Source organism: Shewanella sp. ANA-3 (genome assembly GCF_000203935.1).
In the GTDB taxonomy this organism is placed as follows: Bacteria; Pseudomonadota; Gammaproteobacteria; order Enterobacterales; family Shewanellaceae; genus Shewanella.
In genome coordinates this window covers 3,689,531-3,701,952 of record NC_008577.1, presented here as the reverse complement: position 1 = coordinate 3,701,952, position 12,422 = coordinate 3,689,531, and the positions used below count along the sequence as shown (strand labels likewise).

Here is a 12,422-nt window from a genome sequence, read left to right as displayed (position 1 = left end):
ATTAAGCGCCTTTGTTTTTGGTCTTATTTTAGCAATAGTCTAAAAGGGCAAATCGAAATCACATTTGAGTGGTTATCGGAAATGAAGCGCGTGGGTATGAATGAGTATCGACAGATGACAGACACAAAAAAGCCCATTAAGAAATGGGCTTTTTTGTTGAATTGGGGTGGTGGCCCCTCACGGACTTGAACCGTGGACCTAACGATTATGAGTCGTGTGCTCTAACCAACTGAGCTAAGGGGCCGACTAAAGGCAATCGTCATTACCTAAAGCGAGTGGCAGTATACTAAGCTTGTTTGCGCTTGTCACCCGTGTTTTTTGATGAAATTCACCGAATTGATTCAAGTGGTTATCTGTTAATCAACTGTGGTTTTGGCTTCTGGATTTCATATCGTCTGAATGGAGAAGTGATTTTTAACCATTTGATTTTGAAAGAGAGCTTAGCAATGGCTATTCAGGGGGAATTTTAAGGGATGTTAATTGGGCAATAAAAAGCCCCGCTAGGCGGGGCTTAGAATCGATGCTTCGGTTGACTATTCGTCTAAGAACGACTTTAAGATTTCCGAACGTGAAGGGTGGCGCAGTTTACGTAGGGCTTTCGCCTCGATTTGACGGATACGCTCACGGGTTACGTCAAATTGTTTACCCACTTCTTCTAGCGTGTGGTCGGTATTCATATCGATACCAAAACGCATACGCAGTACTTTCGCTTCACGGGCTGTTAAGCCTGCTAAAACCTCATGGGTGGCGCTCTTCAGGCTTTCGCTGGTGGCGCTGTCCAGTGGTAATTCGAGGGTAGTATCCTCGATAAAATCACCTAAATGCGAATCTTCATCGTCACCGATTGGGGTTTCCATGGAGATAGGTTCTTTAGCGATTTTCAGTACCTTACGGATCTTATCTTCCGGCATCATCATACGCTCTGCCAGTTCTTCAGGTGAGGGTTCACGACCCATTTCCTGCAGCATTTGACGAGAGATACGGTTCAGCTTGTTGATGGTTTCGATCATATGTACTGGAATACGGATCGTACGGGCTTGGTCCGCGATTGAGCGGGTGATAGCCTGACGGATCCACCAAGTCGCATAGGTCGAGAACTTGTAACCACGACGGTATTCGAACTTATCAACGGCCTTCATCAGACCTATGTTACCTTCTTGGATAAGGTCCAAGAATTGCAGACCACGGTTGGTGTATTTCTTCGCGATAGAAATTACCAGACGTAAGTTTGCTTCAACCATTTCTTTCTTCGCACGGCGAGCCTTGGCTTCACCGATTGACATACGACGGTTGATATCTTTAATGGCGGCAATCACTAAGCCGGTTTCTTCTTCGATGGCGGCCAGCTTGCTACGGCAACGCTGAACGTCTTCTTCAACCATTCTTAAGCCTTCGGCATAAGGCTTAGTTGAGTTCTTTTCTGCATCGAACCAATCGAGATTGGTTTCGTTACCGGTGAAGAATTTAACAAAGTTCTTCTTCGGCATTTTGGCCTGTTCGACACAGAGCTTCATCAGTAGACGCTCTTGAACGCGCACTCGGTCCATCATAGAACGCATGCTTTTCACTAAGCGGTCGAATTGCTTAGGTACGAGGCGGAACTCTTTGAAAATCTCGCCGATTTCAAACAGTGCTTGAATCGATTCTGGGTGTTCACGACCTTTGGCATCGATGATCTTAAGCGCGTTTTCGTAGGCGGTTCTTAATTGGCTAAAGCGTTCACGCGCTTCTTCAGGATCGGGTCCCTTGTTGCCATCGTCATCGCCTTCGCCATCACCGTCTTCGTCTTCGTCGTCTTCATCGTCATCTTCATCATCGAGATCTTCTTCCGATAATTCAGAACCGATATGAGTCGCGGTTGGACCTAGGTCTTCTTCGTCCGGGTTAACAAATCCAGAGATAATATCAGACAGGCGCAGTTCGTCGGCTTCGTACTGGTCGTACTGCTCAAGGATCATGGCGATCGCTTGTGGGTATTCGGCGACAGAGCTTTGAACTGTGTTGATGCCTTCTTCGATGCGTTTGGCGATAACGATTTCGCCTTCACGGGTAAGCAGTTCAACGGTACCCATTTCGCGCATGTACATACGCACTGGGTCTGTGGTGCGGCCTAGCTCACTTTCTACTGTGGCAAGGGCGGCTGCGGCTTCTTCCGCTGCATCTTCGTCTGTGTTGTCTTCCGACATCATCATGTCATCGGCATCTGGTGCTTCTTCGAACACCCGAATACCCATGTCATTTATCATCTGGATAATATCTTCGATCTGGTCAGAATCGACCATGTCTGCAGGTAAGTGATCGTTCACTTCTGCATAGGTTAAGTAACCTTGCTCTTTACCTTTGGCAAGCAACAGCTTGAGTTGCGACTGCGGAGTATGATCCATAGATATCATCCAAGTTGGGAAACTGTTACAACGACGGACAGTTAGCTTGTGCTAAGTGCCGCGCAAATCGTCAATTATAGCCATGTGCACTTACCTGTGCTAGTCACTGGGATACTGATTGAGGACATTTTTGCCTCAGTTTAGTCCTTTCATGACTAAGATCAGCTTCTGCAGCTGTATCCATTCTTCTTTAGTATGGGTCTGTTTAAGACTCAATTCCTGATATCGCTGCTCAATATATTGATTGTTCAGCCAAATCAGGGCTTTTTTAAACTCTCCGAGCAGGTTTTCATCCGCCACTTGATGGTCCCATTGGGCTAATTTATGCAGCGTCCCGCTGTGGGGGCTGTCTCTGAATTGCTCAAGTAGTTGTGCGCTGTTTAACCTATGCTCTCGTGTTAATTCCAACAGCAATGGCAGCAAGTCGATGCCTGGCATTTGCAGATGGTTTAATGCCGGTTGTGGGGATAATCCCACTCCCAGCTCGGGATGCTGTACTAACAAGGCGATGGCAAGTCGCAATGGTGTACCGCGTCCTTTGAGTCCCGTTGATGCTGTGGGCTTAGTTTGTTTGACACTAAAACCCAGTTTTTTCTTCATATCGTCTGAGCTGTTCATGCCTAACTTGTGAGCTAAGTTCTCAAGCAGTAGGTTTTGCAGCACAGTATCTTGAATTTTTTCAATTAGGCCAAAGGCTTGTTTGGCTAAGTTACCTTTATCGGTACCAAATTTTGTCGCTAATGTATCAAACAAAAATTCGGGCAGGGTGATGGCACTTTCCATCATTTGCTCGAATGCGTCTTTACCAATCTTACGAACCATTGAATCCGGATCTTCAGATTGAGGTAAAAACATAAAACGCACTTTGTCCCCTGGTTTGAGTAGGGGTAAAGCAGTTTCTAAGGCGCGCCAAGCGGCCTCATTACCGGCTCTATCGCCGTCATAACAACAAATCACTTCCTTAGCACTACGCAGCAACAATTGGAATTGTTCAGCCGTCGTCGATGTGCCAAGGGAGGCGACCGCGTAATCCACGCCATATTGGGCGAGGGCGACCACGTCCATATAGCCTTCGACAATCAGTACCTTATCGGGATCGCGATGACGTTGTTTTAGCTCGTATAGGCCGTAGAGTTCATTGCCCTTATGAAATATGGGCGTTTCTGGCGAATTCAAGTACTTGGGGGTGCCATCTCCCAATACTCTGCCACCAAATCCAATCACACGACCACGGCGGTCGCGAATAGGAAACATCAGGCGGTCACGGAATCTGTCGTATCTTTTACCGCTGTCATTGCTGATCAGCATGCCTGCGGTCAGGAGTTTATCCTGTGCATCTTGACTGTGTCGGTAGCGGCTTAATAAGCCATCCCAACCGTCGGGCGCAAAACCAATCCCAAAATGCTCAACAATATCATCGGATAATCCGCGATAGGCGAGGTAGTCGATGACTTTTTGCTTGTCTTGGTGTTGTCTTAACTGAGTTTGAAAAAAGCGGCTCGCTTCTTCCATTAATTGGTATAGATCACGGCTTAGGCCATCGTCTTGGCGTTTACCCGTGCCTTGTTCCCTTGGGACTTCTAAGCCCAGTTGTCCGGCAAGATCTTCTATGGCATCGACAAAGTCGAGTCTGTCGTACTCCATCACAAAATCGATGGCGTTGCCGTGGGCACCGCAGCCAAAACAATGATAAAACTGTTTATCGCGGCTAACGGTAAACGAAGGTGATTTTTCGCTATGAAAAGGACAACAGGCCGAGTAGTTTTTACCCGCCTTTTTCAAGGGCACCTTGCGGTCGATAAGCTCGACAATGTCGGTGCGAGCGATTAGCTCATTGATAAAATCACGAGGTATTGCCATTGAGTGCTTAAAATCTCGCCTTGCGCGAATTTAAACAAACAAGCCGCGCATAGGCACGGCTTGTTCATACATTGAAACGCTAATTATTGCAATTTTGCACGGATCATAGCGCCGATAGCGCCCATGTCTGCACGTCCTTGAACTTTAGGTTTTAATGCTCCCATTACTTTGCCCATATCCGCCATGGAGGATGCGCCTATTTCAGCAATAGCGGCATCGATGAACGCGGCAATTTCCGCCTCAGAGAGGGGAGTCGGCAGGAAAGTTTCAATAACTTGAATCTCTTCTGCTTCTGCTGCGGCCAACTCGCTACGACCCGCTGCTTCATATTGAGCAATCGAATCGCGACGTTGTTTCACCATTTTGGTTAAGACAGCTATAACCTGCTCATCATTCAGGGTTTCGCGGGTATCCACTTCAATCTGTTTGATGGCTGCAAGTGCCATACGAATAGTGCTCAATCTCGCCTTCTCTTTGGCGATCATGGCCTGTTTCATATGGTCTTTTAGCTGATCAATTAGGCTCATAAGAGATTAGTATAAACGTACGCGACGTGCGTTTTCGCGAGAAAGCTTTTTAGCTAAACGTTTAACTGCAGCTGCTTTAGCGCGCTTACGTGCAGTAGTTGGCTTCTCGTAGAATTCACGAGCACGCACGTCAGCTAAAATACCAGCTTTTTCACAAGAGCGCTTGAAACGACGCAGAGCTACGTCGAATGGTTCGTTTTCACGTACTTTAATAATTGGCATACGCCATCACCCCTTAGGTGTAGGTTGTGTGGTTCAATTGCTTGAACCAAGTGTATTTAAAATGGTGCGGAATTTTATACCGAGACAACTAGGCTTGTAAAGCCCTAATCCTGTGTGGCGGGTTTGGCTACGGGAATATGATGATCGGCGACTGGAGTAATTGTCATCATACAGGTAGAATTAGCGCCCTTTGGTTATTTGGATATGAGGCACCATGCGGGTTCTAGGTATTGAGACATCTTGTGACGAGACAGGTATTGCCGTCTATGACGATAAGCTGGGATTGCTCTCCCATGCTTTATATAGTCAGGTTAAGTTGCATGCGGATTATGGTGGAGTTGTGCCTGAACTGGCTTCCCGCGACCATGTGCGCAAAATTGTCCCGCTGATCCGCCAAGCGCTGAAAAATGCCAATACCGAGATTGCCGATTTAGATGGGATTGCCTACACCAAAGGCCCAGGCCTTATCGGTGCTTTATTAGTGGGCGCTTGTGTTGGCCGCTCACTTGCCTTTGCTTGGAATAAACCCGCCATCGGTGTGCACCATATGGAAGGGCATCTGCTGGCGCCAATGCTGGAAGACGATGCGCCTGAGTTTCCCTTTGTGGCACTGTTAGTGTCTGGTGGCCACTCCATGTTAGTAAAGGTCGATGGTATCGGCCTTTATGAAGTCTTAGGTGAGTCGGTGGATGACGCCGCCGGTGAAGCCTTCGATAAAACCGCTAAGTTAATGGGGCTGGATTATCCTGGCGGTCCACGGCTTGCGAAACTGGCCGCCAAAGGTGAGCCAGCAGGTTATCAATTTCCGCGCCCAATGACCGACAGACCCGGACTCGATTTTAGTTTCTCAGGGCTGAAAACCTTTACCGCCAATACCATTGCCGCCGAGCCCGATGATGAGCAAACCCGCGCGAACATCGCCCGCGCTTTTGAAGAAGCGGTCGTTGATACGCTCGCGATTAAATGTCGCCGCGCGTTAAAACAAACAGGCTATAACCGTTTAGTGATCGCCGGTGGCGTGAGTGCCAACACGCGCCTACGGGAAACCTTGGCCGAGATGATGACCTCTATCGGTGGCCGAGTTTATTATCCACGTGGTGAATTCTGTACTGACAATGGTGCCATGATTGCCTTTGCTGGCCTGCAGCGTTTAAAGGCGGGGCAACAGGAAGACTTAGCTGTCAAAGGTCAACCTAGATGGCCGCTTGATACCTTACCGCCTGTTGCATGAGTTATCGCAAGCTAAGTCAGCAAAATAAAAAACAGCGCATAATGCGCTGTTTTTTTTATGGTTATCTTGGATTGTTCTCTTGGATTAGTCACTTGCATATTGTTTCTCGAATGAGTTATCAAGCCATTTCTCGGCGTGAGTATTTTTAGTGTAGCTATGGTGTTGAGTAACTAGAGTGTTACATAACTAAGGTGCTTTAGGACGCTTTTTACGTGACACCTTAGACTCTTCACCTTTCAGCAACCGCTGAATATTTTCTTTATGACGGATGATAATCAGCGTTGAGAGCATAGCGACGGGGATCGTAAATCTGTCATCTAGCCACCAAGTATAAAGTGGCGCCAGTAGGGCGGTGATAATCGCGGCGAGGGAAGAGTAGCGGCTGATCAGGACTAAGACAACCCAAGAAGCCATCAAGCAGATGGCCAAGTCATCGCCAATCGGTGCCATAGCACCAAAAGCTGTCGCCACGCCTTTGCCACCTTTAAAACCAAAAAATATCGGATAAATGTGCCCAAGACAGGCGGCGATGGCGATCAGACCGAGGGAAATGGCGTCGATTCCCATTAAATAGGCAAGATAAGTGGGTAAGGCGCCCTTAAGCATATCGAAAAATAACACCATGGCAGCCGAGCTTGCGCCGCCAATGCGCAGCACATTGGTGGCTCCGGGGTTGCCTGAGCCTTGCAATCTGGGGTCGGGTAGGCCTCTCATCCTACACACTAGCACAGCACTTGAGACAGAACCGGCTAAATAGGCGGCCACAATCATCAAAAGTGTCAGTGTTAATTGACTCACATTGGTTTCCTTACACGTCTTAAGGTATTATCGCGCCACAATTAAACAGCCCCTTGGCAAGCATTCAGTCATAAGCGATAGCGATAACGCGACTTATCAAGTTGCGATAGTTTCTGAACGAACAAATCCATTTGGGCGTTATCCTACTTCGGATTGGTCCGAGTAGAAAGTAAATTAGTCGTTCCATCGAACGGCGGATTATACAGACACTATCGCGTTTAGCTTATCAGACCTCATTGGCATGAGTTAGTAGGAATTAGTATGGATAAAGTGCTTATTCGACAATTACGTATTGATACTGTGATTGGCGTCTATGAATGGGAAAAGAAAATCCAGCAGAGCCTGTTTTTGGATCTCGACATGGCTTGGGACAATAAAGCCGCCGCGGCAAGCGACGACTATCAATACGCGCTCTGCTACGAGACGGTGTCGAACCGCCTGACTCAGCTCGTCACCGAAAAGCCCATCGAGTTAATCGAAACCGTTGCCGAGCGAGTGGCCGAATGTGTGCTCAACGAGTTTAAGGTCAATTGGGTGAAAGTCGTGGTGATGAAACCCGGCGCCGTGCCTTCGGCCTCTGCCGTTGGGGTTGAGATTGAACGCTCACGCTAATTGGTTCTCTAGATTCGGGTTTTAGCTTAGTTAGGCAGACGGTTCGGACATGGGTATGGCACGTATATACATTAGTTTAGGCAGTAATATAGAACCTTCTCGCTATCTAAAGGCGGGCTTGCAGTCATTACGAGAGCACTTTGGTCCACTGCAACTTTCCTCTATGTATGAGAGTGAAGCCGTAGGGTTTGATGGCACTAACTTTTTAAACATGGTGGCCTGTGCACAAACGAGCTTGAATATTGCTGAGGTAGTTGCGCAGTTTAAGCAAATCGAGCAAAATCACGGCCGGTTGGTGGGGGCCAAAAAGTTTAGTCCAAGAACCTTAGATATTGACCTATTGCTTTATGATGATGTCGTTTGTCAGACCCCAGTGGTACTTCCCCGCGCCGAAATTGTCACTAATGCTTTTGTGCTTTGGCCTTTAGCGGAAATCGTCCCCAATTTGGTTCACCCATTGCAGCAGAAAACCTATGCCGTAATGTGGGATGAATATGATAAAGCGTCGCAAAAGCTGTGGCCGGTAGCCTTTGAATGGCCTCATGGGCTCACTTTTTAATTGATTGATAGGATTGTCATGGATACGTTTCAGGTAATTATTTTAGCGTTAATTCAAGGATTAACCGAGTTCCTCCCCATTTCTAGTTCGGCGCACCTTATCCTACCCGCACAGCTTTTAGGCTGGGAAGACCAAGGCTTATCCTTCGACGTTGCCGTGAACACTGGCTCATTATTCGCCGTAGTGATTTATTTTCGCAATGAACTCTGGGCCATGTTCAAGGCCTGGATTGCCAGCATGGTAAAAGGTCAGCATTCCGATGACAGTAAGTTAGCTTGGTGGATCATTCTTGCTACTTTACCCGCAGTGTTTTTTGGCTTTATGGCCAAAGACTTTATCGAAACCCATTTGCGCAGCGCTGGTGTGATCGCCGTGACGACTGTGGTCTTTGGTTTGCTGCTTTGGTGGGCGGATAAGATGTCGCGCCGTGACTTGACGGTTTATCAAACGGGTTGGCGCAAGGCGCTATTAATTGGTTTTGCTCAGGCGCTGGCGTTAATCCCTGGTACTTCACGCTCGGGCGCTACGATGACGGCCGCGCTGATGTTAGGTCTTAGCCGCGATGCCGCTGCGCGTTTCTCGTTCTTGATGTCTGTGCCTGTCAGCTTAGGCGCGGCTATTTTAGTGGGTAAAGATTTGGCTGAGAGCCCGCTTCCTATTGATTATCAAGCTCTGACACTCGGCACTGTGATTTCATTTGTGGCCGCTTATCTGTGTATTCACTATTTCTTAAAAATCATCAGCCGTATGGGTATGACGCCATTTGTGATTTATCGCCTCATCCTCGGTGCTGTGTTATGTGGATTTATCTTCCTATAATACAGGGGCGTCATGGCTAAAAAATCGGGTCTAGTACCCGATTTTTGTGTTTTTAGGCGCGGATTTTCGTTAACGGAGTAAGTTATGGGCCTTCAATTTCAATGTCCTACCTGTGGTTTGGCACTGATGCAGCATCAGGCATCCCAAGGTTTTTACTGTGCGAATAAGCACCATTTTGATAAAAATGAAGCGGGTTATTGGATTTTTACTAAACCAGCACGACAAAAGCCGACTGGCGACTCCCGTCAGCAAGTGCGGGCAAAGCGCTTCTTGCTTGAGTCGGGGATTTTTTCACCTTTAGTTGAAAAAATGGCGGCGATGATCGCCCCCCATCTCAAAGCGGATGATTGCCTATTGGACTACGAGTGCGCTGACGGCTTCTATTTGCGTGCTTTAGCTTCTGCGCTACTTAATCTCACAAACGAGCTAAACGTCCAGTACAGCGGCGTAGCGGACGCAGAAAATACTATTTTTGCTGCGGCCAAAGCGCAAACCCCTGCAACACTCTGCTTAAGCACCTCAAAAGTGCTGCCTTTTGCCGACAATTGCACTGACCTTATCACCGTGGTCGATAAGCCGTTGAAGGGGAAGGAATGCGTTCGAGTCCTTAAGGAGCAGGGCTTGATGTTACAGGTGATCCCGGGTGCGCGGCATTTGTGGCAAATCAGGGAGTGTATTTATCCAGAACTGACTGAAAAAACTCCTCAAATTAATTTGCCTTCGGGATTAATTGTCAAAGAGCAGCAACGATTACAATTTAGTTTGTCTGTGACGGGTGAACAAGCGCTGGTCTTGCTAGATATGACACCCTATGCGTGGCGCGCCTCCGAACAAGTCAAACACCTTATTCGGACGAAAGCCTTCGATGTGCTGGAAATTGATTTTGTTTTGGTCTTGGCGCAGAAGTCTTTAATTGAGTCCTAACAGGCCAAAATACAAAATTAAATAGGATGTTTTTTAGTCTATTCATTAGCTTAGGGAATGCGTTTCTGGGTGCTTGAATAGGGCGAATTGCGCAAGTCTATGATACTAATCGAGCTTTTTATGTTGTTTTAATGTAAATGCGAAACGGCGTCCCTTAAACTTTATCTTTATTACGTTTTTGTCTCTCACAATTATTACTCATTTATTGCCTTTGTTTCCCTAATAGCCTCAGTTTGTCGCGTTGCAGTTTCTTTAAAATGCTAGCGATAACACTGGGGCAAAAATAAAGTTTTAAGTAAAAAGATTCGTCGGGATTAACAAAACTTCAAATCTCAGTTTATGGATGAGATTAAAACTCAAATCCGCTTAAAACAAATGTGTGGTTCACTTCGGCCTTGAACTGGTATTGCCGTTAAGTCGAATGAGTTTTAAAGAGATGGTGAGTGTAAAGGGCTAAAGAGACGAGAAAGTGCAGGCTTAAATGAGAGATGACTATTAAAGATAAGATTGGTGCTTAGATTAACTGAGGCCATAAAAAAAGGCTTGGATGGATGTGCTATTCGCTTTCATCTCTCTCAAGCCTTTTATGCTAACCTGCTGAATTACAGGTTAATTACTTATCATTACTTCTTGTAACGAGAAGCAACGTTGTCTAGACGGTCGTTAGCGCGCTTAGCTTCTGCTTGTGCGTCCATAGCTGCTGCTTTAGCATCTTTAACGTCTGCAGACAGTTTGCTTTGCTCTGATTTCAGAGAGCTAACATCAGCTGACAATTGATCAACTTTGTTGCCCAGAGTTGCAACGCTTTCTTCCAGAGCAGTAGTGTTTGCACAACCACCTAGTAGGGCAGTCATTGCTAAACCAGCAATCATCAGTACTTTTTTGTTCATTGTAAAAAATCCCTTAAAATAGGTTGGATTTGAATGTTTCGTCACTTTGGAATCGAAACTGCCTAATTATGACATAGCTATTTTAATTTGCTACGAATATTAATGCGTTTAACCACTATAGACATATAAATTTTTTTTAAAAGCGTTTTTTCACGGTTATATCGGCCTTTTTCATCGAAAAATGGCACTGTATTTACCAGAAAGTGTGGTCGCATTTACAAAAATATTACAATTTTATGGCGTTTGTTTGGTTTGGGATTGCTGCCAGTTGAGTTTCACTTGCTCAACGACCTCTATCCGCTTCGAATTGAGCGCCTGTTTTATCTGTGCGCCTTGAAAACCTGCCGCAATAATAGCCTTCACATCGACTGAACTCGCGGCTGAAAAACAAGCAGAAAGATAATCACCTTGTGGATAGGCATGATGCTCGAATCCGGTTCGGCCACGCATATCGGCGATGCAGGCTAATAGAAGTTGCTCCAGTCGTTCTGGTTTACGCCAAAAATCGGCTTTATCGAAGAGCTTGATGATGGTCTCGCTTCTTAACTCAAAAGCTTGGTGCACATTCTGATGCTGATCGCTCACCAAGAGCGCCAGATCGCGATACTCGTTCGGGATCCGCAGGCGTTCACACAGACTTTTTATGACGGGTAAGCCCTTTTGTCCGTGCCCATGGTGTTTAGGCCAATGCTCTTTAGGGCTTAATGCTTTACCCAAGTCATGCACTAAGGCGGCAAAGCGCACGGCTTTTTCCTCTGTCAGTGAGCTAGCTTGGGCTAACACCAACATAGTATGCAAACCCGTGTCTATCTCTGGATGCCATTTTTCCGGTTGTGGCACGCCAAAAAGCGCCTCAATCTCAGGGAACAGAATATTCAAGGCGCCACATTGACGTAGCACTTCGAAAAAGACTTCTGGGTGAGGGCCGCCAAGACTCTTATCGACTTCTTGCCAGACGCGCTCAGGCGTCAGCGCTGTTAACTCCTCGGTTTGGCTCATGTGCTGCATTAACGCCATGGTTTCAGCGGCAATCTCGAAACCTAAGTCATGAAAACGTGCGGCAAAGCGAGCAACCCTTAATACTCGCAGCGGATCTTCAGCAAAGGCGGCCGACACATGTCGCAGCTGACGCGCGTTGATATCTGCGATGCCATGGTAGGGATCGTACAAGTTACCCGCCTCATCTTGGGCGATGGCATTAATGGTTAAATCGCGTCTCAGCAGGTCTTGCTCTAGGGTGACGTCCGGACTGGCATAACAGCTAAAGCCGCCATAGCCGAGACCGACTTTGCGCTCCGTTCGCGCTAAGGCATATTCTTGTTGGGTTTTAGGATGCAAAAAAACTGGGAAGTCTTTACCCACTTGGCGATAGCCTAACTGCTGCATTTGCTCTGGAGTTGCACCGACAACCATAAAATCTTTATCTTTTATTGGGAGATTGAGCAGGCTGTCTCGTACAGCGCCGCCCACTAAATAAATTTTCACAGGAATATTTTAGCTAGTGTGTCATAAAGCTAGCTTAACATGATGAGGCGATGGCGAGGCGAATTTGGATGGAGATATTTATTGGGATGTCACATCCATGTTGCGGATGTT

General features: G+C 46.9%; 12 protein-coding genes and 1 tRNA gene. 5 read left to right on the top strand and 8 right to left on the bottom strand.

Features of this window, described 5'->3' with window-relative positions:
• Positions 1–167: 167 nt before the first annotated feature.
• The 5 genes from SHEWANA3_RS16200 to rpsU form a co-directional block, all read right to left on the bottom strand.
• Positions 168–244, bottom strand: a tRNA-Ile gene (locus SHEWANA3_RS16200).
• Between the two features lie 289 nt (positions 245–533).
• The gene (gene rpoD / locus SHEWANA3_RS16195; RefSeq protein ID WP_086017268.1) at positions 534–2,384 is read right to left on the bottom strand and encodes an RNA polymerase sigma factor RpoD; all 1,851 of its coding nucleotides are present in this window, start codon (positions 2,382–2,384) and stop codon (positions 534–536) included.
• 135 nt (positions 2,385–2,519) lie between these two features.
• A complete protein-coding gene (gene dnaG / locus SHEWANA3_RS16190) occupies positions 2,520–4,244 on the bottom strand; it encodes a DNA primase (protein ID WP_011717924.1) in 1,725 nt (574 codons plus the stop codon).
• An 83-nt stretch (positions 4,245–4,327) separates the two neighbouring features.
• A complete protein-coding gene (locus SHEWANA3_RS16185) occupies positions 4,328–4,771 on the bottom strand; it encodes a GatB/YqeY domain-containing protein (protein ID WP_011717923.1) in 444 nt (147 codons plus the stop codon).
• A gap of 6 nt (positions 4,772–4,777) precedes the next feature.
• Positions 4,778–4,993: a 30S ribosomal protein S21 gene (gene rpsU, locus SHEWANA3_RS16180; protein WP_006080725.1), complete on the bottom strand. Its 216-nt coding sequence runs from the start codon at positions 4,991–4,993 to the stop codon at positions 4,778–4,780.
• A 214-nt stretch (positions 4,994–5,207) separates the two neighbouring features.
• On the opposite strand from rpsU, the gene tsaD reads away from it, so the two are divergent.
• Complete coding sequence (gene tsaD / locus SHEWANA3_RS16175) at positions 5,208–6,224, top strand: tRNA (adenosine(37)-N6)-threonylcarbamoyltransferase complex transferase subunit TsaD (RefSeq protein WP_011623654.1); 1,017 nt, start codon at positions 5,208–5,210, stop codon at positions 6,222–6,224.
• Between the two features lie 186 nt (positions 6,225–6,410).
• Here tsaD and plsY read toward each other — a convergent pair whose 3' ends face one another.
• Complete coding sequence (gene plsY, locus SHEWANA3_RS16170) at positions 6,411–7,022, bottom strand: glycerol-3-phosphate 1-O-acyltransferase PlsY (RefSeq protein ID WP_011717922.1); 612 nt, start codon at positions 7,020–7,022, stop codon at positions 6,411–6,413.
• Positions 7,023–7,283: 261 nt separating this feature from the next.
• On the opposite strand from plsY, the gene folB reads away from it, so the two are divergent.
• From folB to SHEWANA3_RS16150, 4 genes are all read left to right on the top strand, one after another.
• Positions 7,284–7,634 (top strand): dihydroneopterin aldolase, encoded by a 351-nt coding sequence (gene folB / locus SHEWANA3_RS16165; protein WP_011717921.1) that lies wholly within the window; start codon positions 7,284–7,286, stop codon positions 7,632–7,634.
• Positions 7,635–7,689: 55 nt separating this feature from the next.
• The gene (folK, locus tag SHEWANA3_RS16160) at positions 7,690–8,193 is read left to right on the top strand and encodes a 2-amino-4-hydroxy-6-hydroxymethyldihydropteridine diphosphokinase (protein WP_041413110.1); all 504 of its coding nucleotides are present in this window, start codon (positions 7,690–7,692) and stop codon (positions 8,191–8,193) included.
• Between the two features lie 18 nt (positions 8,194–8,211).
• Positions 8,212–9,012: an undecaprenyl-diphosphate phosphatase gene (locus SHEWANA3_RS16155; RefSeq protein WP_011717919.1), complete on the top strand. Its 801-nt coding sequence runs from the start codon at positions 8,212–8,214 to the stop codon at positions 9,010–9,012.
• Between the two features lie 84 nt (positions 9,013–9,096).
• Positions 9,097–9,936, top strand: a complete 840-nt coding sequence (locus SHEWANA3_RS16150) for an SAM-dependent methyltransferase (RefSeq protein WP_011717918.1) — start codon at positions 9,097–9,099, stop codon at positions 9,934–9,936.
• A 623-nt stretch (positions 9,937–10,559) separates the two neighbouring features.
• On the opposite strand, the gene SHEWANA3_RS16145 is transcribed toward SHEWANA3_RS16150, so the two are convergent.
• Positions 10,560–10,826: an Lpp/OprI family alanine-zipper lipoprotein gene (locus tag SHEWANA3_RS16145; protein WP_011623648.1), complete on the bottom strand. Its 267-nt coding sequence runs from the start codon at positions 10,824–10,826 to the stop codon at positions 10,560–10,562.
• A 234-nt stretch (positions 10,827–11,060) separates the two neighbouring features.
• Positions 11,061–12,311, bottom strand: coding sequence for a multifunctional CCA addition/repair protein (locus tag SHEWANA3_RS16140; protein WP_011717917.1), 1,251 nt, complete (start codon positions 12,309–12,311; stop codon positions 11,061–11,063).
• Positions 12,312–12,422: the final 111 nt, after the last annotated feature.

Coding starts and splice junctions, on each gene's coding strand:
- SHEWANA3_RS16150 (WP_011717918.1), top strand. CDS start 9,097: ATGGGCCTTCAATTTCAATGTCCTACCTGTGGTTTGGCACTGATGCAG.
- tsaD (WP_011623654.1), top strand. CDS start 5,208: ATGCGGGTTCTAGGTATTGAGACATCTTGTGACGAGACAGGTATTGCC.
- SHEWANA3_RS16155 (WP_011717919.1), top strand. CDS start 8,212: ATGGATACGTTTCAGGTAATTATTTTAGCGTTAATTCAAGGATTAACC.
- folK (WP_041413110.1), top strand. CDS start 7,690: ATGGCACGTATATACATTAGTTTAGGCAGTAATATAGAACCTTCTCGC.
- SHEWANA3_RS16185 (WP_011717923.1), bottom strand. CDS start 4,771: ATGAGCCTAATTGATCAGCTAAAAGACCATATGAAACAGGCCATGATC.
- folB (WP_011717921.1), top strand. CDS start 7,284: ATGGATAAAGTGCTTATTCGACAATTACGTATTGATACTGTGATTGGC.
- SHEWANA3_RS16145 (WP_011623648.1), bottom strand. CDS start 10,826: ATGAACAAAAAAGTACTGATGATTGCTGGTTTAGCAATGACTGCCCTA.
- rpsU (WP_006080725.1), bottom strand. CDS start 4,993: ATGCCAATTATTAAAGTACGTGAAAACGAACCATTCGACGTAGCTCTG.
- dnaG (WP_011717924.1), bottom strand. CDS start 4,244: ATGGCAATACCTCGTGATTTTATCAATGAGCTAATCGCTCGCACCGAC.
- rpoD (WP_086017268.1), bottom strand. CDS start 2,384: ATGGATCATACTCCGCAGTCGCAACTCAAGCTGTTGCTTGCCAAAGGT.